This is a genomic window from Halomonas beimenensis, from assembly GCF_002549795.1.
Taxonomy (GTDB): domain Bacteria; phylum Pseudomonadota; class Gammaproteobacteria; order Pseudomonadales; family Halomonadaceae; genus Halomonas; species Halomonas beimenensis.
In genome coordinates this window covers 3,392,366-3,409,979 of record NZ_CP021435.1, presented here as the reverse complement: position 1 = coordinate 3,409,979, position 17,614 = coordinate 3,392,366, and the positions used below count along the sequence as shown (strand labels likewise).

Below are 17,614 nucleotides of genomic sequence, written 5' to 3'. Positions count from 1 at the left end.
GGGGCGGGCATCCTGTCTTTTCAGAGGTCGCTACGATGGTAATGGACATCAACGAGATTCGTGAGTATCTGCCCCACCGCTACCCCTTCCTGCTGGTGGACAGGGTGACGGAGCTTGCCCTTGGCGAATCCATCGTTGCCTACAAGAATGTCAGCATCAACGAGCCGTTCTTCAACGGCCACTTCCCGCATCACCCGATCATGCCGGGCGTGCTGGTGATCGAGGCCCTGGCCCAGGCCTGCGGCATCCTCGGCTTCAAGACGGTCAACAAGCTGCCCGCCGACGGCTACGTCTACTACCTGGTCGGCAGCGACAACGTGCGCTTCAAGCGTCCGGTGATGCCCGGGGACCGGCTCGAACTGCGTGCCGACGTGATCCGCGAGAAGCGCGGCATCTGGAAGTTCAGCTGCAAGGCCTCCGTGGCCGGCGAGGTGGCCTGCGAGGCCGACATCATCTGTGCCGAGAGGAAGGTCGCTTGATTCATCCCACCGCCATCGTAGATCCCGGAGCGCGCCTGGCCGACGATGTCGAGGTCGGGCCCTTCAGCGTGATCGGCCCCGATGTGGAGATCGGGGCCGGCTCGCGCATCGGGCCGCACGTGGTGATCCAGGGTCCCACGGTGCTCGGCGAGCGTACCCGGATCTTCCAGTTCGCCTCGGTCGGCGAGGACTGCCAGGACAAGAAGTATGCCGGCGAGCCCACCCGGCTGGTGATGGGCGACGACAACGTCATCCGCGAGGGGGTCACGCTGCATCGGGGCACCATCCAGGATCGCGCCGAGACCACCATCGGCTCGCGCAACCTCTTCATGGCCTATGTCCATGTGGGCCACGACTGCGTGATCGGCGACGACTGCATCCTGGCCAACCAGGTGACCCTGGCCGGCCACGTGCGTCTGGGTGACTTCGTGATCCTCGGCGGGTTGTCCGCCATCCACCAGTTCTGCCGGGTCGGCGACCATGCCATGGCCGGTGGCGGCTCGATCATCACCAAGGACACCCCCGCCTACGTGATGATCAACGGCAATCCCGCCCAGGCCCACGGCCTGAACCTGGTGGGCCTGCGTCGCCGTGGCTTCGCCAAGGAGGCCATCCATGCCCTGGGCGAGGCCTACAAGCTGGTCTATCGCCAGGGAATGACCGTGGATCAGGCGCTGACCGAGATCCGCGCGCGCTACTCGCTGCCCGAGACCGAGGCCTTCGCCGCCTCCATCGAGGCCTCCACCCGCGGCATCGTGCGCTGAGCGGAGCGCGGCCATGACGATCGCGCGCGTCTACCTGGTCGCCGGCGAACTCTCCGGCGACATCCTCGGCGCCGGCCTGATGCGCGAGCTCAAGGCCCGTCACCCGGGCATCGAGTTCCGAGGCATCGGTGGGCCACGGATGATCGAGGCGGGCATCGACAGCCGCGTCCCCCTGGAGACCCTGTCGGTGATGGGACTGGTCGAGGTGGTCCGCCACCTGCCCGAGCTGGTGACGGTCCGTCGTCGCCTGAGGCGCGACGCCCTGGCGTGGGCGCCGGACATCATGGTCGGCATCGATGCCCCGGACTTCAATCTGGGCCTGGAACGCCAGCTGCGCGAGGCCGGGATCACCACCGCCCACTACGTCAGTCCCTCCGTCTGGGCCTGGCGCCAGGGGCGGGTCAAGGGCATCGCCCGGGCGGTGGACGCCATGCTCACCTTCCTGCCCTTCGAGGCCGCCTTCTACGCCCGCCATCGGGTACCGGTGGCCTACGTCGGCCATCCGCTGGCCGACGAGCTGCCGCTGGTCAACGACCGCCTGGCCGCCCGGGAGGCCCTGGGCCTGCCCGGCGAGGGATCGCTGCTCGCCGTGCTGCCGGGGTCCCGAGCCAACGAGATCCGCTTCCTGGGGGCGACCTTCCTCGATGCCGTCGAGCGCCTGTGTCGCCTGCGCGCGGGGCTGCGCGTGGTGATCCCCGCCGCCACCCCGGCACGCCGAGCCGAGCTCGAGGCGCTGCTGGACGAGCGCGTCGCCCTGCGCGAACGGGTGACCCTGGTCGAGGGGCGGTCCCGGGAGGCCATGGTGGCCAGCGACGCCGTCCTGCTGGCCTCCGGGACCGCCGCGCTGGAGGCCATGCTCTGTCACCGGCCCATGCTGGTGGCCTACCGCATGGCGCCGCTCACCCACTGGTTGGCCCGGCGCCTGGTCAGGACCGAGTGGATCTCGCTGCCCAACCTCATCGCCCGGGAGTCGCTGGTGCCGGAGCTGATCCAGGAGGCGGCCAGCGCGGAGGCCATCGCCGATCGCCTCGGCGCACTCCTCGACGACGGGGAGGGGCGGGCCGCCCTGGAGGCGCGCTTCGCCGAGATGCATGCCGGCCTGCGGCGGGACGCCAGCCGGCGTGCCAGTGAGGCCATCGAGGCCCTGGTGGAGGGCCGGGGACTGCCCGCCTCGGTGACCGCCGAGGCGGAGGAGGGCGGAACATGAAGGCCGAGGACCTGCCGCCCCTGATCATCGACTACGCGGGTCAGCGGCTGGCCGGCGTCGACGAGGTGGGCCGCGGCCCCCTGGTGGGGCCGGTGGTGGCCGCGGCGGTGATCCTCGACCCGAGCGCCCCCATCGACGGACTCACCGACTCCAAGCAGCTCTCCGCGGCCCGCCGCGAGGCCCTGGATGCCGAGATCCGGGATCGTGCCCTGGCCTTCGCCGTGGCCGAGGCCAGCCCGGCCGAGATCGACACGCTCAACATCTATCATGCGACGCATCTGGCCATGCGTCGGGCCATCGATGCCCTCTCGCCGGCGGCCGAGTACCTCCTGGTGGACGGCAACCGCCTCCCCGGGCATCATGTGCCCGGCCAGGCGGTGGTCAAGGGCGACGCCCGTCATCCGGCGATCGCCGCCGCCTCGATCCTGGCCAAGGTGGCCCGGGACGCCGGCATGCTGGCCCTGGATGCCCGCCACCCGGACTACGGCTTCGCCCGCCACAAGGGCTACCCGACGCCCGAGCATCTGGCCGCCCTGGAACGCCTGGGCGCGTTGCCCGAGCACCGTCGCTCCTTCGCGCCCGTCAAGCGCCAGCTGGCCTTGTTCTAGGGCCTCCGAGGCCCGCCTCCACCTTCACCAACACCCCGAGCTCGCCATGACCGCTCCCTTCGTTCATCTCCGCGTCCACAGCGAATTCTCCCTGGTCGACGGCCTGGTGCGTCTCAAGCCGCTGATCAAGACGGCGGTGGCCCAGGGGACCCCGGCGCTGGCGCTCACCGACGAGGCCAACCTCTTCGCCCTGGTCAAGTTCTACACCGGGGCCCAGGGCGCCGGGCTCAAGCCGATCATCGGCAGCGACTTCTGGCTGGCCAACCCCCACGACGAGGCCCATCCCTATCGCCTGACCCTGCTGGCGATGAACGATGCCGGTTATCGCAACCTCACCGAGCTGATCTCCCGGGGCTGGATGGAGGGCCAGCAGGGCGGCCAGGCCCTGCTGGACAAGGCCTGGGTACTCGCCCAGAGCGAGGGGCTGATCGCGCTGTCCGGCGGCCGGGAGGGCGAGATCGGCCGCCACCTGCTTACCGATCACCACGCCGAGGCCCGGGCGCTGCTCGAGGAGTGGCAGGCCGCCTTCCCGGGGCGCTTCTACCTGGAGCTGACCCGGACCGGACGGCCGCTGGAGGAGGAGTGCGTGCACCTGTCGGTGGACCTGGCCGTGGAGACGGATACCCCGGTGGTGGCCACCAACGACGTGCGCTTCCTCGAGCGCGAGGACTTCTGGGCCCACGAGACCCGGGTGGCCATCGGCGAGGGCAAGGCGCTGGACGACAAGCGTCGGGAGCGTCGCTACACCGAGGAGCAGTACCTCAAGAGCCCCGAGGAGATGGCCGAGCTGTTCTCGGACATTCCCGAGGCCCTCGAGAACAGCGTGATGATCGCGGCCCGCTGCAACGTCGACGTGCGCCTGGGCGAGATCTTCCTGCCGGAGTACGAGATCCCCGAGGGCATGACCCAGGACGAGTTCTTCCGCAAGATCTCCCACGACGGCCTGACCGAGCGCCTGGACTTCCTCTACCCGGCCGACCAGTACCCCCGGGACGGGGCCGAATACGCCGAGATCGACGCCCGCTACCGCCAGCGCCTCGACTTCGAGCTCGACATCATCGTCCAGATGGGCTTCCCGGGCTACTTCCTGATCGTGATGGACTTCATCCAGTGGGCCAAGGACAACGACGTCCCGGTGGGCCCGGGGCGCGGCTCCGGCGCCGGTTCCCTGGTGGCCTACGCCCAGAAGATCACCGACCTGGATCCCATCGGCTACGACCTGCTGTTCGAGCGCTTCCTCAACCCCGAGCGGGTCTCGATGCCCGACTTCGACGTCGACTTCTGCATGGAGAAGCGCGACCGGGTCATCGAGTACGTGGCCGACCGCTACGGCCGCAACGCGGTCTCCCAGATCGTCACCTTCGGCACCATGGCCGCCAAGGCGGTGGTGCGCGACGTGGCCCGCGCCCAGGGCAAGCCCTACTCGCTGGGCGACAAGCTCTCCAAGCTGATCCCCTTCGAGGTCGGCATGACCCTGGAGAAGGCCATCGAGGCCGAACCCCAGTTGCAGGAGTTCCTCGAGGCCGACGAGGAAGCCCAGGAGATCTGGGACATGGCCCTGAAGCTGGAGGGCATCACCCGGGGCACCGGCAAGCACGCCGGGGGCGTGGTGATCGCGCCCACCAAGCTCACCGACTTCGCGCCGCTGCTCTGCGACGAGGAAGGCAACGGGCTGGTGGTGCAGTTCGACAAGAACGACATCGAGGACGCCGGCCTGGTCAAGTTCGACTTCCTGGGCCTGCGTACCCTGACCATCATCGACTGGGCGCTGGAGATGGTCGACAAGGTGCGCGCCGCGGAAGGGCAGGGGCCGTTGGACATCGACGCCATCCCGCTGGACGACGTGCCCACCTTCGACATGCTCAAGAAGGCCGAGACCACGGCGGTCTTCCAGCTCGAATCCCGGGGCATGAAGGAGCTGATCAAGCGCCTGCAGCCGGACTCCCTGGAGGACATGATCGCCCTGGTGGCGCTGTTCCGTCCCGGCCCCCTGCAGTCGGGCATGGTGGACGACTTCATCAACCGCAAGCACGGCCGTGCCGAGCTCGCCTATCCCCACCCCGACTACCAGCACGAGCTGCTCAAGCCGGTGCTCGAGCCCACCTACGGCATCATCCTCTACCAGGAGCAGGTGATGCAGATCGCCCAGGTGATGGCCGGCTACAGCCTGGGCCAGGCGGACCTGCTGCGGCGCGCGATGGGCAAGAAGAAGCCCGAGGAGATGGCCAAGCAGCGGGTCGGCTTCATGGAGGGCTGCGAGGCCAACGGCATCGACCGCGACCTGGCCGGGAACCTCTTCGACCTGGTGGAGAAATTCGCCGGCTACGGTTTCAACAAGTCCCACTCGGCGGCCTACGCGCTGGTGTCCTACCAGACCGCCTGGCTGAAGGCCCATTATCCGGGGCCCTTCATGGCCGCGGTGATGTCCACCGAGATGGACAACCTCGACAAGGTGGTGCCGCTGATCGAGGAGTGCCGCCACCTGGCGCTGACCGTGACCCCGCCGGACGTCAACGTCGGCGGCTACAAGTTCACCGTCGACGACGAGGGTCGGGTGGTCTATGGCCTGGGCGCCATCCGTGGGGTGGGCGAGGGGCCCATCGGCGCCATCGTCGAGGCCCGGGAAGCGGAGGGCCCCTTCCGCGACCTGTTCGACTTCTGCCGCCGGGTCGACCCCAAGCGCATGAACAAGCGGACCCTCGAGGCCTTGATCCGCTCCGGCGCCCTGGACAACCTGGGACCCAGTCGCGCGATGCTGGCCGCGGCGCTGGACGACGCCCTCAAGGCCGCGGCCCAGAGCCAGACCAACCAGAACCTCGGCATGATGGACATGTTCGGCGAGGCCTTCGCCGCGCCGGACGAAGACGACGGCGACCCCTACGCCGACTACCGTCGGGTTCGCAACTGGACCGACAAGGAGCGCCTGGCCGGCGAGAAGGAGACCCTGGGGCTCTACCTCACCGGGCATCCCATCGACGAGTACGAGGGTGAGCTCGAACGCTTCGTCTCCACGCGCATCGCCGACCTCAAGCCGGCCCGGGAGCCCCAGCGGGTCGCCGGCCTGGTGGTGGGGATGCGCACCATGAAGTCCAGGCGCGGCGACACCATGGCCTTCGTGACCCTGGACGACCGCACCGGCCGCATCGAGGCCTCGCTGTTCGGCGAGCTCTTCGATGCCCTGCGCGGTCGCCTGGACACCGATCAGGTGCTGATCGTCGAGGGCGAGGTGCAGAGCGATGACTACTCCGGCGGGCTGCGCCTGCGCGGCAAGGAAGTCACGCCCATGGTCGACGCTCGCACCCGCTACGGTCAGGCGGTGGAGCTGTCCCTGGACGGCGAACGGATCAACGGCCGGCTGGTGGACAGCCTGCGCGACAGTCTCGATCCCTACCGCAGCGACGGCGGACTGCCCGTTCGCTTGCGCTATCGTACCCCCGAGGCCAGCGGCTGGCTGGAGCTGGCCGAGGAGTGGAAGGTCATGCCCTCCGACGAGCTGCTGATCGCCCTTCGCGAGGTGGAAGGCCAGGACGGCGTCCGCCTGCGCTACCGCTGAGCGACGCCCCCCGTGACCCGGCGGGGCGCTCGCCGTCCCGAGCGGCCGACAATGTGCACCCTGGGCGCCCTGCCTTGCGTGGGCGCGTCAGGGTGCGATAATGCTCCCCATTTGACGCTTCCCCCGGTCGCCTCACGGCCGACGAGACAAGGCTAGCCATGAATCCCAACTACCTAGACTTCGAACAGCCCATCGCCGAGCTCCAGGCCAAGATCGAGGAGCTGCGCCTGGTCGGCAACGACAGCCAGGTCAATCTCAGCGACGAGATCGGTCGGCTCGAGGAGAAGAGCCGCAAGCTGACCGAGTCGATCTTCAAGGATCTGACGTCCTGGCAGGTGTCCCAGCTGTCTCGCCATCCCCAGCGCCCCTATACCCTGGACTACCTGGAGCACGTCTTCAGCGACTTCGACGAGCTCCATGGCGATCGCCGCTTCGCCGACGATGCCGCCATCGTCGGTGGCGTGGCGCGCCTGGACGACAAGCCGGTGATGGTCATCGGTCACCAGAAGGGGCGTGACGTCAAGGAGAAGGTCCGCCGCAACTTCGGCATGCCGCGTCCCGAGGGGTATCGCAAGGCCTGCCGCCTGATGGAGATGGCCGAGCGGTTCAAGATGCCGGTGCTGACCTTCATCGACACCCCGGGGGCCTACCCGGGCATCGATGCCGAAGAGCGCGGCCAGTCCGAGGCCATCGCCTACAACCTGGCGGTGATGTCGCGCCTGCGCACCCCCATCGTCGCCACCGTGGTGGGCGAGGGCGGTTCCGGCGGGGCCCTGGCCATCGGCGTATGCGACGAACTGGCCATGCTGCAGTACTCCACCTACTCGGTGATTTCCCCGGAAGGCTGTGCCTCCATCCTGTGGAAGAGCGCCGAGAAGGCTTCCGAGGCGGCCCAGGCCATGGGCATCACCGCCGAGCGGCTGAAGGAGCTGGGCCTGGTCGATACCCTGATTCCCGAGCCCCTGGGCGGCGCCCACCGCCAGCCCGCGGTCACCGCCGAGCGGATCAAGGGCGCGTTGCTGGCGAGCCTCGACCGCTTGAACGGCATGGACATCGACACCCTGCTCGAGCGGCGGTACGAAAGGCTCATGAGCTATGGGGCCCCCGTCTGACGGTAGAGACGTCACACCATGTCCCTGCAAGCCCTGATCGATGACGCCCTGGCGGAGACCCCGCCGGGGCGTGTCGTCTGGGTGGCGCTCTCCGGCGGGCTCGATTCCTCCCTGCTGCTGACCCTGGCGGCTCAGGCCTGTCGCCGCCATCCACGCCCGCTGCGGGCGCTGCACGTCCACCACGGCCTCCAGGCGGCCGCCGACGGCTTCGAGACCCACTGTCGTCGGCTCTGCTCCCGGCTCGGGGTGCCGTTGATCGTGGAGCGCCTCGCCGTGGACCCGACGGCGGGACGGGGCCTGGAAGGCGAGGCCCGACAGGCGCGCTATGACGCCTTCGCCCGGCGCATGGGGCCAGGCCAGACCCTGTGGCTGGCCCAGCATCGCGACGACCAGGCCGAGACCTTCCTGCTGGCCGCCCTGCGCGGCGCCGGGCTCCGGGGGCTGGCCGGCATGCCCCGGGAGCGACGCCGCGCGGGCGCGCGCCTGGTCCGGCCGCTGCTGGGGATCTCCCGTGCCGAGCTGGAGGCCGAGGCGGCCCGTCGGGGCCTGTCCTGGGTCGACGACCCGACCAATGCCGACAGCGTCCAGGACCGCAACTTCCTGCGTCACCGGGTGCTGCCGGTGCTGGCCGACCGCTGGCCCCGGGCCGGCACGGCCCTGGCCCGCAGTGCGGCCCTGGCCGGAGAGGCGGAAGGGCTGCTGGAGGAGCTGGCCGGGGAGGACCTGACGCGCGGGGGCGGCGATCCCGGCCGTCTCGACGTGGCGAGCCTGCAGGCCCTGTCGCCGCCCCGTCGGCGTCTGCTGATCCGTCACTGCCTGGTCCGCCTGGGCCTGCCCTTGCCTCCGGCGAGGCGCCTGGCGAGCCTGCTCGACCAGCTCGAGGTGTCCCGGGACGCCGAGGTCCGCGTGCGCTGGAATGCCGCCGAGGCCCGGGTCTGGCGCGGGACGCTGTACCTGATGGCGCCGCCCGAGCCCCTCGCCGAGGACTGGCGGGCCGACTGGGACGGCCAGGCGCCCCTGGCGACGCCGCTGGGGCGACTCGAGGCCCGGCTCGAGCGCGAGGACGGCAGGCCGGCACGGCTGCGGCTCGCACCACGCCGGGGCGGCGAACGGCTCCGGCTGGCCGGGCGTGGCAGCCGGGACCTCAAGCGCCTGCTGCAGGAATGGGCGGTACCGCCCTGGGAGCGGGCCCGTCTGCTGGTGGCCTGGCAGGGTGACGAGGTGGCGGCGGTGGGCCGGCCCTCGGGCTGGCTGGCCTGCGCCGAGGGCTGGCGTCGCGGCTGAGCGGCTCAGTCGGTGTCGAGGGTCAACGTCAGCTCGGCCGCCTGCTGGTAGGCGACCTCCTGTTCCAGGTCGGCGAGCAGCAGGCTCGGTGCCTCCGCGGCGAGGCGCAGCCGCAGGGCCTCGCCGTCGGCCGCGAGTCGGGGCAGGGCGGGAGGCTGTTCGGGGCGGGAATGGTTGAGGATCACCGCCAGCCGCAGCAGTCGGGCCAGGCGGGCATGGGAGCGGCGCTCGGCGGCGGGCAGGGCCTGCCACTCCTTGACCGGGAACTTGCGCCGGTGGGCGCGCACCAGGAAGGCCAGCAGCCGCTGCTCCGGGCGGGAGAAGCCGGCCAGGTCGGAATGCTCCAGCAGGTAGGCCCCGTGCCGGTGGAACTGGCTGTGGGAGATGGCCAGTCCCATCTCGTGCAGCCGGCTGGCCCACTCGAGGAAGCGGGCCTGGTCCTCGTCCAGTTCCCAGGCCTCGCGCACCTGGTCCAGCAGACCCAGCGCCGTCGCGGCGACATTGTCGGCCTGGCGGGCGTCGACCCCGTAGACCCTTTCCAGGTTGGCCAGGGTCTTGAGCCGGGAGTCCTCGGGGCTGTTGCGTCCCGCCATGTCGTAGAGCACGCCCTCGCGCAGGGCGCCGTCGGAATAGCGCATCGCCTCCAGCTCGAAGGCCTCGAACACGGCGCCCAGGATGGCGATGCCGGCGGGGAAGACCCGGGCCCGGTCCGGCTTGAGCCCCTCCATGGCGACCTTGTCGAGGCGCTTGCACTTGAGCAGTCGCTTGCGCAGGTCTTGAAGCCCCTGACGGGTGATCACGCCCTCGGGGCTCTTGCCGGCGGCGGCGATCACCGCGGCGGCGGCCTTGATGGTGCCGCTGGAGCCCACCGGGTCGCTCCAGCCGAGCTTCTGGAAGGGGCGCTGGATATTGGCGAGTTCCGAGAGGGCGGCCAGCTCGGCACGGCGCATGCGCTTCTCGGTGATCTCGCCGTTGTCGAAGAAGCGGCGGGTGAAGGTCACGCAGCCCATGCGCAGGCTTTCCAGGGCCTGGGGCTCGAAGTGCTCGCCGATGATGAATTCCGTGGAGCCGCCGCCGATGTCCACGATCAGCCGGCGGCCTTCCTCGGCCACGGCGTGGGCCGCGCCGAGGTAGATCAGGCGGGCCTCCTCCCGGCCGGCGATGATCTCGATGCGGGTCCCCAGCAGGGCTTCCGCCCGGTCGATGAAGTCCTGGCTGTTGTCGGCGTCGCGCAGGGCATTGGTGCCCACCACGCGCAGGTCCCGCGGGGGAATGTCCTCCAGGAAGGGGGCGAAACGGGCCAGGCACTCCAGGGCGCGGGTCATGGCCGCCTCGTCGAGCAGGCCGTCCTCGTCGAGGCCGGCGGCGAGCTGCACCTTGTCCCCCTGCCGGGCGACCACCTGCAGGCGATCGTCCTGGTAGTTGGCGACGAGCAGGTGGAAACTGTTGGAGCCCAGATCGATGGCGGCGAGGCGGCGAGGTTCCGGGGCGATCTCTGGCGCGCTCGCGCTGGCGGCGGGCCGGTCCGTTGAGGCTGTCATGGCGGGTCCTTCAGGGTGACTGGGCAAAGGTTGCGGGCCGCTCCCGAGCATGTCAATCGTGCCGGTCCCGTGGGGGCGGGTATTGCGTTTCCCTGCGGCCTTGACTACTATCGAGTCGTTCGCCTGTTCCGAATGCTTCCCGACCGCTCACGGCGACTGCGCCGCGGTCACTTGTTTCCAAGTCGTCAGATAGCCCACTGCATCAGCCCGCGATCCTGACCGCAGGTCAAGACCCGCTGATTCAGGCGAAGAGAACCTGTCCCCTCGCTCCCGATACTGGCCCGGCATCCCTCGAGTGGTTGTCCGCCCGCGGCCATGAACCGTACCCGACGAGAGGCAACCTGTCCGGGCTCTGAACGCATCCACGCGGCGTCACCGTCTCGCCTCCTGTCCCATAGGGCGCATGACTGCCCGGCTTTTACGAGCAACTTCTGAACACACCGATGAATCTTACCGAACTCAAGCAAAAGCCCGTGCCGGAACTCCTGGAGATCGCCCGTGAAATGGGCATCGACAACCTGGCACGCTCCCGCAAGCAGGACATCATCTTCGCCATCCTCAAGAAGCACGCCAAGAGCGGCGAGGCCATCTACGGGGACGGCGTCCTGGAGATCCTGCAGGACGGGTTCGGCTTCCTGCGTAGCGCCGACAGTTCCTACATGGCCGGCCCGGATGACATCTATGTGTCGCCCTCCCAGATTCGGCGCTTCAACCTGCGCAAGGGCGACTCCATCTCCGGCAAGATTCGTCCGCCCAAGGAAGGGGAGCGTTACTTCGCGCTGTTGAAGGTCAGCGAGATCAACTTCGACAAGCCGGAGAACGCCAAGCACAAGATCCTCTTCGAGAACCTCACGCCGCTGTTCCCCCAGGAGCGGCTGCGCATGGAGATCGGCAACGGCTCCACCGAGGACCTCACGGCACGGATCATCGACCTCACCGCCCCCATCGGCAAGGGCCAGCGTGGCCTGCTCGTCTCGCCCCCCAAGGCGGGCAAGACGCTGATGCTGCAGAACATCGCGACCTCCATCACCCGCAACAACCCCGAGTGCCATCTCATCGTGCTGCTGATCGACGAGCGGCCCGAGGAAGTGACCGAGATGTCGCGGACGGTGCGTGGCGAGGTGGTGGCGTCCACCTTCGACGAACCGCCGGCCCGTCACGTCCAGGTGGCCGAGATGGTCATCGAGAAGGCCAAGCGCCTGGTCGAGCACAAGAAGGACGTGGTGATCCTGCTCGACTCCATCACCCGCCTGGCCCGAGCCTACAACACCGTGGTGCCGAGCTCCGGCAAGGTGTTGACCGGCGGTGTCGACGCCCACGCCCTGGAGAAGCCCAAGCGCTTCTTCGGCGCGGCGCGCAACATCGAGGAGGGCGGCAGCCTGACCATCATCGCCACGGCGCTGGTCGATACCGGCTCCAAGATGGACGAGGTGATCTTCGAGGAGTTCAAGGGCACCGGCAACATGGAGGCCCACCTGGACCGCAAGCTCGCCGAGAAGCGCGTCTACCCGGCCCTCAACATCCGCCGCTCCGGTACCCGCCGCGAGGACCTGATCGCCTCCGAGGAGGAGATGCAGCGCATGTGGATCCTGCGCAAGCTGCTCAACCCCATGGAGGACGTGGCGGCCACCGAGTTCCTGATCGACCGCCTGAAGGATACCAAGACTAACCTCGAGTTCTTCGAGGCCATGAAGCGGCGTTGATTCTGGCCTGCTGCGCTCGACGATACGGCGTTGGAAAACAGCTGGTGCGCCAGCCCGGTCAAGCGGCTCATTTACTAATGTAAACTCCGCTTTGGACTCGCGACGTCCATGTCGCTCGCTCTGCGAGCAGCGGAGCTGCCCAAATCGTCCATCCTGACGATTTGTCGCTGTTTTCCGCCTTGGCTGCGCGCCCCGGTCCGTCTTCGCTCGCAACGGCCAGCTCTCAACGCCTCGGCGCTCGTTGTCTGGACATGCCTGCCTACTTGGTCGCCGTCCCTCATCTCAACTGACACGGCACGCTGTATCGGAGAGGCCGGGGAGCCGCCCCGCAAGCCCTTAGCCGAGCGCTGGGGCTGAGCGAAGCGGCGCGCGGCGCCCGCCAGGGAGGGCGGGCGAGCGGTATCCGTGAGGGATTATGTTGTACCGCGACGCGCAGGCCGCGAGCGAAGCCTCAGGGTTTCGCTCGGCGTGGCGCCGGGGCGGCTTGCCGGGCTCGGCAATGACAGGACCAAGGCCAGGCGCAGCATCCTCGAGGGGCGGCATGCTATGCTGCCCCTTTCGTCGTTCAGGGAAGCGAGAAACCGCATGAAGTACCGGGACTTGCGCGAGTTCATCGCGGCACTGGAAGCGCAGGGCGAGCTCAGGCGCGTCACCGCCGAGGTGGATCCCTACCTGGAGATCACCGAGATCTGCGACCGCACCCTGCGGGCCGGCGGACCGGCGCTGCTGTTCGAGAACGTCAAGGGGCACGACATGCCCCTGCTCGGCAACCTCTTCGGTACCCCGAAGCGGGTCGCCCTGGGCATGGGCCAGGAGTCGGTGGACGCCCTGCGCGAGGTGGGCGAGCTGCTGGCCTTCCTCAAGGAGCCGGAGCCCCCCAAGGGCTTCCGCGATGCCCTGGACAAGCTGCCGGTCTACAAGCAGGTGCTGAGCATGGGGCCCAAGGTGCTGCGCCGTGCCCCGGTTCAAGAGAGGGTCCTCGAGGGCGAGGACGTCGACCTGGATCGCCTGCCCATCCAGCACTGCTGGCCCGGCGACGCCGCGCCGCTGGTCACCTGGCCGCTGGTGATCACCCGCGGCCCCCACAAGAAGCGCCAGAACCTGGGGATCTACCGCCAGCAGAAGCTCGGCAAGAACCGGCTGATCATGCGCTGGCTGTCCCATCGCGGCGGTGCGCTGGACTACCAGGAGTTCCAGCAGGCTCACCCCGGCGAACCCTTCCCGGTAGCGGTGGCACTGGGCGCCGACCCGGCGACCATCCTGGGCGCCGTGACGCCGGTCCCGGACAGCCTCTCCGAGTACGCCTTCGCCGGGCTCCTGAGGGGCTCGCGGACCGAGCTGGTCAAGTGCGGCCACGCCGACCTGGAGGTGCCCGCCTCGGCGGAGATCATCCTCGAGGGCTTCCTCTACCCGGACGACACCGCCCCGGAGGGCCCCTACGGCGACCACACCGGCTACTACAACGAGGTGGAGACCTTCCCGGTGTTCACGGTGACGCGCATGACCATGCGCCGCGAGGCCATCTATCACTCCACCTACACCGGTCGTCCGCCGGACGAGCCGGCGATCCTGGGCCTCGCCCTCAACGAGGTCTTCGTGCCCATCCTGCGTCGCCAGTTCCCCGAGATCGTCGACTTCTACCTGCCGCCAGAAGGCTGTTCCTACCGCATGGCGGTGGTGACCATGAAGAAGCAGTACCCCGGCCACGCCAAGCGGGTCATGATGGGCGTATGGAGCTTCCTGCGCCAGTTCATGTATACCAAGTTCGTGGTGGTCCTCGACGACGACGTGGACGCCCGCGACTGGCAGGACGTGATCTGGGCCATCACCACCCGCATGGACCCGGCCCGGGATACCGTGCTGGTGGAGAACACGCCCATCGACTACCTGGACTTCGCCTCCCCGGTGGCGGGGCTCGGCTCCAAGATGGGACTGGACGCCACCGGCAAGTGGCCCGGCGAGACCGATCGCGAGTGGGGCACGCCCATCGTCATGGACGAGGCGGTCAAGGCTCGCGTGAGCGAACGGTGGCACGAACTGGGCATCGACCCCCCTGACAGCGACAAGAGGCATTCATGACGGCAAGGACCCTGACCTGCCAGGTCGTCGAGGTCGAGGACCTCACCCCCGACGTCTTCCGGGTGCGCCTGGAGGGCCGCGCCGAGGCCATGGCCCACGAGCCGGGCCAGTATCTCGAACTGCAGCTGGATCCCGAGACCTGGGTCCCCTTCTCCATCGCCAATGCCCATCGCGGCGACGGGCGCCTCGAGCTGCACATCCAGCATTGGCCCGAGCGGGGCAACTCGGCGCGGCTGCGTGAACTGGTGGTGGAGGCCCATCACCTGACACTGCGCCTGCCGGGGGGCGACTGCGTGCTCGACCCCGACAGCACCCGACCGCTGCTGCTGGTGGCGGCGGGTACCGGCTTCGCCCAGATGAAGGCCATCGTCGAGGCGGCGCTGCACGACGATCCCGAGCGCGACATCGCACTCTGGTGGGCCGCCCGGGAGCGGCGCGACCTCTATCTGGAGAGCCTGGCCCGGGAATGGGCCGAGACTCACCCCCGGCTGTCCTTCCACGGCGTGAGCGAGCAGGGCATGGACGCCTCCTTCGATGCCGAGCGCATCCAGGGGCACCGGGGGCGCATCGACGAGGTCCTGGCCGAGTCCCTGGCCGACGTCGCCGGTCATGACGTCTATCTCTCCGGCTCGCCGGGCATGGTCTATGCCTGCGTCGACGTCCTGGCGTCGCTGGGGCTGCGACCGTCCCGGGTGTTCTCCGACGTCTTCGCCTATGCGCCCCGGGATCCCCTGGTGCCGACGGTGGGCAGCCTGGTGCGGGAGCGGCGGGCATGAGCGCCTCGCCGATCCTGATCACCGGCGGCGCCCAGCGCCTTGGCCGGCACTGCGCCGAGCGGCTCGTCGACGACGGGCACCCGGTGATCATCAGCTACCACCGCGAGCGCGACGAGCTGGAGGCCCTGCGCGCACGCGGCATCGTCACCCTGCAGGCCGACTTCGCCAGCGAGGCCGGCATCCAGGACTTCCTCGTGCGACTGCGCGCCGAGACCTCGTCGCTGCGGGCCATCGTCCACAACGCCAGCGACTGGGCGCCGGACACGACCGACGACGATGCCGGGGAGAACTTCGAGCGGCTGTTCCGCGTGCACATGCTGGCGCCCTACCTGATCAACCTGCATGCGCGCGACCTGCTCGAGGCCTGTGGCGAGCCGATGCGCGACATCGTGCACATGACCGACTACGTGGCGCGCAAGGGATCGCGCAAGCACGCCGCCTACGCCGCCACCAAGGCGGGGCTGGAGAACCTGACGCTGTCCTTCGCGGCGATGTACGCGCCCTCGATCCAGGTCAACGCCATCGCGCCGGCGATGATCATGCTCAACGAAGGCGACGACCAGGCCTATGCCGAGAAGGCGCGGGCCAAGTCCGCCATGGGGCTGATCCCCGGTCCCGGGGTGATCCACCAGAGCCTGCGCTACCTGCTCGATAACCGCTACGTCACCGGGATCACCCTGCCGGTCGATGGCGGCCGTCATCTTCGCTAGAATGCCGGTCATCCTGACGACAACACCGAGAGGACACCTTCAATGGCAGGACACGACGAGAACTTCAAGGACGACAGCGGCCTGCTGTCGGTCTTCCTGGGACTGGCGGTGCTGGTGGGCATGAGCGCCCTGCCGGCCACCATCGGCTGGGTGCAGCTGGCCACCGGCTGAGCCGGGGCCTTGTCATCCTGCCCGGGACAGGGCAGGATGAGTGAAGATTTCAGGAGACGCCCATGACACCGACGCTCGCCATGCCTTTGCGCCATCCCCAGACCGCCACCGAGGCGGGGGAGGCGTGTGGGAACGAGCGTGTCTTCGGTGTCTGCTTCTATTGGCCGGGCTACTGGTTTAGCGCCGGCGTGCCGGCGGCCCGGTCCTGACGCAGCGCAGGACGACGCCGCGAGGCACGCCCCGCCCAGGGTTGCCTCCGACACGCAGAACCCCCGGACGGCAACCCCGCCCGGGGGTTCTGCGTTTCGGCCCCCGATTCAACGGAGAGGAGAAGACCCATGACCGCAGTCGATCGCATCCATGCCGAGTTCCGCACCCTGGGACGGGATTATTACGGCTATGGCTGGCGATTTAGCGAGACGCGGTCGGGGCAGTGCGCCACCTCCGATCGTGAGTTCCCCGGTGGCACCACGACCAGCCGATGTTCCCGCTCACGGAGTTGATCCCCATGAACGCCCCGCTTTCCCTTGAAGAACGTGCTTCCCAGGCCGAGCTCACGCAGTCTCGACGCGCGTCCCTGCCCACCCCGGCCGAGCTCCAGCGGTCCCTGCCGCTCGCCCCCACCCTGAGCCGTCGCATCCAGGTCCAGCGCCAGGCCATCCGTGACGTCCTCGCCGGCCGCGATGACCGCCTGCTGGTGGTCGTCGGTCCCTGTTCGATCCACGACCCCGAGGCCGCCCTCGAGTACGCCCGCCGCCTGGCGGCCCTGGCCCCGGCCATCGACGATCGGATCCTGCCGGTGATGCGGGTCTATGTGGAGAAGCCGCGCACCACCGTGGGATGGAAGGGGCTGGCCTACGATCCCGACCTGGACGGCAGCGGCGACCTGGCCCGCGGCCTCGAGCTTTCCCGCTCGCTGATGCGCGAGATCGCCGGCCTCGGCCTGCCCGTGGCCACCGAGCTGCTGCAGCCGATGCTGGCGCCCTACCTCGACGACCTGCTGAGCTGGGTGGCGATCGGCGCCCGCACCACCGAGTCCCAGTTGCATCGCGAGCTGGCCAGCGGCCTGGAGGCCGTGGTGGGCTTCAAGAACGCCACCAGCGGGGACCTCCAGGTGGCGGTGGACGCCATGCGCGCCGCCGCCCATTCCCACCAGTACTTCGCCATGGCCCCGGACGGCCGGCCGACGGTGCGCGAGACCGCCGGCAATCCCCACACCCATGTGGTGCTGCGCGGGGGGCATGGCGAGCCCAACTATCGGGCGCCCCGGGTGGCGGCGGCCCGTCGCGCCCTGGAGGATGCCGGCCTGGCACCGCGCCTGATGGTGGACTGCAGCCACGCCAATGCCCGCAAGGATCACCGTCGCCAGAGCGAGGTGATGCTCGACGTCCTCGGTCAGCGGCTGGCGGGCGACGCCTCCCTGGTGGGACTGATGCTCGAGAGCCATCTCCACGAGGGCAAGCAGCCCCTGGCGCCCGGCAAGCTGCGCTACGGCGTCTCGGTCACCGACGCCTGCATCGGCTGGGAGACCACCGAGCACCTGCTGACCGCCGCGGCGGAACGTCTGAGGGACGCCTAGACGCGACTGTACCCGGATGGGGGATGTCGGGATAATCCCGGCATCCCC

At 69.2% G+C, this 17,614-nt stretch carries 16 protein-coding genes; 15 read left to right on the top strand and 1 reads right to left on the bottom strand.

Features of this window, described 5'->3' with window-relative positions; translation table 11 throughout:
* The first annotated feature begins 35 nt into the window (after window positions 1-35).
* The 7 genes from fabZ (at window position 36) to tilS (ending at window position 9,007) form a co-directional block, all read left to right on the top strand.
* Complete coding sequence (gene fabZ, locus BEI_RS15810; RefSeq protein ID WP_097790424.1) at window positions 36-479, top strand: 3-hydroxyacyl-ACP dehydratase FabZ; 444 nt, start codon at window positions 36-38, stop codon at window positions 477-479.
* Window positions 476-1,243, top strand: a complete 768-nt coding sequence (gene lpxA, locus BEI_RS15805) for an acyl-ACP--UDP-N-acetylglucosamine O-acyltransferase (RefSeq protein ID WP_097790423.1) — start codon at window positions 476-478, stop codon at window positions 1,241-1,243. The genes fabZ and lpxA overlap by 4 nt, the downstream gene beginning before the upstream one ends.
* 13 nt (window positions 1,244-1,256) lie before the next feature.
* The gene (gene lpxB, locus BEI_RS15800) at window positions 1,257-2,450 is read left to right on the top strand and encodes a lipid-A-disaccharide synthase (protein WP_097790422.1); all 1,194 of its coding nucleotides are present in this window, start codon (window positions 1,257-1,259) and stop codon (window positions 2,448-2,450) included.
* Window positions 2,447-3,058, top strand: a complete 612-nt coding sequence (rnhB, locus tag BEI_RS15795; RefSeq protein ID WP_097790421.1) for a ribonuclease HII — start codon at window positions 2,447-2,449, stop codon at window positions 3,056-3,058. Before lpxB ends, rnhB begins: the two co-directional genes overlap by 4 nt.
* A 46-nt stretch (window positions 3,059-3,104) precedes the next feature.
* The gene (gene dnaE, locus BEI_RS15790) at window positions 3,105-6,611 is read left to right on the top strand and encodes a DNA polymerase III subunit alpha (RefSeq protein ID WP_097790420.1); all 3,507 of its coding nucleotides are present in this window, start codon (window positions 3,105-3,107) and stop codon (window positions 6,609-6,611) included.
* 158 nt (window positions 6,612-6,769) lie between these two features.
* Entirely contained in the window at window positions 6,770-7,723 is a 954-nt protein-coding gene (gene accA / locus BEI_RS15785; RefSeq protein WP_097790419.1) for an acetyl-CoA carboxylase carboxyl transferase subunit alpha, read from the top strand.
* Between the two features lie 18 nt (window positions 7,724-7,741).
* Window positions 7,742-9,007 carry a tRNA lysidine(34) synthetase TilS gene (gene tilS, locus BEI_RS15780; protein ID WP_097790418.1) on the top strand — a complete coding sequence of 422 codons (1,266 nt, stop codon included), beginning with the start codon at window positions 7,742-7,744 and terminating at the stop codon, window positions 9,005-9,007.
* Window positions 9,008-9,012: 5 nt separating this feature from the next.
* On the opposite strand, the gene ppx is transcribed toward tilS, so the two are convergent.
* Window positions 9,013-10,548 carry an exopolyphosphatase gene (gene ppx / locus BEI_RS15775; RefSeq protein WP_097790417.1) on the bottom strand — a complete coding sequence of 512 codons (1,536 nt, stop codon included), beginning with the start codon at window positions 10,546-10,548 and terminating at the stop codon, window positions 9,013-9,015.
* A gap of 443 nt (window positions 10,549-10,991) precedes the next feature.
* On the opposite strand from ppx, the gene rho reads away from it, so the two are divergent.
* The 8 genes from rho to BEI_RS15750 all read left to right on the top strand — a co-directional run bounded on the left by rho (window position 10,992) and on the right by BEI_RS15750 (window position 17,566).
* Window positions 10,992-12,251: a transcription termination factor Rho gene (gene rho, locus BEI_RS15770; protein WP_097790416.1), complete on the top strand. Its 1,260-nt coding sequence runs from the start codon at window positions 10,992-10,994 to the stop codon at window positions 12,249-12,251.
* A gap of 585 nt (window positions 12,252-12,836) precedes the next feature.
* Complete coding sequence (ubiD, locus tag BEI_RS15765) at window positions 12,837-14,330, top strand: 4-hydroxy-3-polyprenylbenzoate decarboxylase (RefSeq protein WP_097790415.1); 1,494 nt, start codon at window positions 12,837-12,839, stop codon at window positions 14,328-14,330.
* On the top strand, window positions 14,327-15,106 hold the full coding sequence (locus tag BEI_RS15760; protein WP_097790414.1) for an NAD(P)H-flavin reductase: 780 nt from the start codon (window positions 14,327-14,329) through the stop codon (window positions 15,104-15,106). Before ubiD ends, BEI_RS15760 begins: the two co-directional genes overlap by 4 nt.
* Entirely contained in the window at window positions 15,103-15,816 is a 714-nt protein-coding gene (gene folM / locus BEI_RS15755) for a dihydromonapterin reductase (RefSeq protein WP_097790413.1), read from the top strand. Before BEI_RS15760 ends, folM begins: the two co-directional genes overlap by 4 nt.
* A 42-nt stretch (window positions 15,817-15,858) precedes the next feature.
* Window positions 15,859-15,987: a hypothetical protein gene (locus BEI_RS19410; RefSeq protein ID WP_265331673.1), complete on the top strand. Its 129-nt coding sequence runs from the start codon at window positions 15,859-15,861 to the stop codon at window positions 15,985-15,987.
* A gap of 62 nt (window positions 15,988-16,049) precedes the next feature.
* Window positions 16,050-16,196: a hypothetical protein gene (locus BEI_RS19175; RefSeq protein WP_193765126.1), complete on the top strand. Its 147-nt coding sequence runs from the start codon at window positions 16,050-16,052 to the stop codon at window positions 16,194-16,196.
* A 129-nt stretch (window positions 16,197-16,325) separates the two neighbouring features.
* Entirely contained in the window at window positions 16,326-16,490 is a 165-nt protein-coding gene (locus BEI_RS19170; protein WP_193765125.1) for a hypothetical protein, read from the top strand.
* 5 nt (window positions 16,491-16,495) lie between these two features.
* Window positions 16,496-17,566 (top strand): 3-deoxy-7-phosphoheptulonate synthase, encoded by a 1,071-nt coding sequence (locus BEI_RS15750; RefSeq protein WP_097791120.1) that lies wholly within the window; start codon window positions 16,496-16,498, stop codon window positions 17,564-17,566.
* Window positions 17,567-17,614 lie beyond the last annotated feature (48 nt).

Coding starts and splice junctions, on each gene's coding strand:
- fabZ (WP_097790424.1), top strand. CDS start 36: ATGGTAATGGACATCAACGAGATTCGTGAGTATCTGCCCCACCGCTAC.
- lpxB (WP_097790422.1), top strand. CDS start 1,257: ATGACGATCGCGCGCGTCTACCTGGTCGCCGGCGAACTCTCCGGCGAC.
- rnhB (WP_097790421.1), top strand. CDS start 2,447: ATGAAGGCCGAGGACCTGCCGCCCCTGATCATCGACTACGCGGGTCAG.
- dnaE (WP_097790420.1), top strand. CDS start 3,105: ATGACCGCTCCCTTCGTTCATCTCCGCGTCCACAGCGAATTCTCCCTG.
- accA (WP_097790419.1), top strand. CDS start 6,770: ATGAATCCCAACTACCTAGACTTCGAACAGCCCATCGCCGAGCTCCAG.
- tilS (WP_097790418.1), top strand. CDS start 7,742: ATGTCCCTGCAAGCCCTGATCGATGACGCCCTGGCGGAGACCCCGCCG.
- ppx (WP_097790417.1), bottom strand. CDS start 10,548: ATGACAGCCTCAACGGACCGGCCCGCCGCCAGCGCGAGCGCGCCAGAG.
- rho (WP_097790416.1), top strand. CDS start 10,992: ATGAATCTTACCGAACTCAAGCAAAAGCCCGTGCCGGAACTCCTGGAG.
- ubiD (WP_097790415.1), top strand. CDS start 12,837: ATGAAGTACCGGGACTTGCGCGAGTTCATCGCGGCACTGGAAGCGCAG.
- BEI_RS15760 (WP_097790414.1), top strand. CDS start 14,327: ATGACGGCAAGGACCCTGACCTGCCAGGTCGTCGAGGTCGAGGACCTC.
- folM (WP_097790413.1), top strand. CDS start 15,103: ATGAGCGCCTCGCCGATCCTGATCACCGGCGGCGCCCAGCGCCTTGGC.
- BEI_RS19410 (WP_265331673.1), top strand. CDS start 15,859: ATGGCAGGACACGACGAGAACTTCAAGGACGACAGCGGCCTGCTGTCG.
- BEI_RS19175 (WP_193765126.1), top strand. CDS start 16,050: ATGACACCGACGCTCGCCATGCCTTTGCGCCATCCCCAGACCGCCACC.
- BEI_RS19170 (WP_193765125.1), top strand. CDS start 16,326: ATGACCGCAGTCGATCGCATCCATGCCGAGTTCCGCACCCTGGGACGG.
- BEI_RS15750 (WP_097791120.1), top strand. CDS start 16,496: ATGAACGCCCCGCTTTCCCTTGAAGAACGTGCTTCCCAGGCCGAGCTC.